1 protein-coding gene is annotated in these 894 nt (G+C 40.8%); it reads right to left on the reverse strand.

The genetic code is table 11. From position 1 onward, the window contains the following. Positions 1-117: 117 nt before the first annotated feature. Positions 118-780, reverse strand: coding sequence for a hypothetical protein (locus J7R13_RS08520; protein ID WP_208438284.1), 663 nt, complete (start codon positions 778-780; stop codon positions 118-120). Positions 781-894 lie beyond the last annotated feature (114 nt).

Genomic DNA, 894 nt, shown 5'->3' on the forward strand with positions numbered 1-894 from the left:
ATTAGTTTTACACGCTTTACTTGCATCACAATAACAATTATGGTGATTAGGACCACAATGGCCTAACGCCCTCCTCCCTTTTATCAATGGAGAGCTTCCTTTAGTCCATAAACTGCTTCATACAAACAGCGTCATATATAAAGGATTTTTTATACCTTTCTCCAAAAGTGAAACATCTAGATTTAAAGGTACTTTATAAAAAGTAGGTGAATTGTAACCAAACAAAGTACTAATAGGGTCAAATGCATGGCTTTGTAAGTAAACATGATCATTTTTGACATCGCTTACGACATATAATGCATTCGCTATCGATTGAGCATGATCCGCTGGTCCATAAAGATAAATATCTGTTTTTTCTGCTATACCGTGGATGCCGCGCTTTTCAAAGTCACGTAGTCCATTGCCTACTGTTAAGCTACCACGACTATGCGCACTAACAATCGCCCCATCATTACCATAACGAGAGGCAAAATCTTGGAATTTCTTGATCGAATTACTCCATCCCCCAAAATACTCATAAATTGCTACCCCGAACTCTACTAGCTTATCTTTAGCTTGGGGGTGGTAGGTAAAATAAAGGGGTTCATGCTCATTATCCGCCAACTGGACCGCATAACGGGCTGCCTCATCGGGTGAAGTAAAAATACCATTATAGAACATACGCCTGTTGCCATCAGAACCTGCGTGTAAATACTTCTCTTCCTCAGCCGTTAAATAATGTGATTGAGGAAACAATCCCACCATTCCAAGCGAAGGCAAGGAGGGCGGATTGTTGATCATCACAAACAGCAAAACTTAAGGATAGCATTCATATTGTTCTGGATGCTGTTTACAAAACGGGCTGTTTAAGCGCTTCTTGACACTTCGTTGTGGAATGACAGCGCCAGGCTGACA

The sequence above is a fragment of the Bartonella taylorii 8TBB genome (genome assembly GCF_902825155.1).
Classification (GTDB): domain Bacteria; phylum Pseudomonadota; class Alphaproteobacteria; order Rhizobiales; family Rhizobiaceae; genus Bartonella; species Bartonella taylorii_A.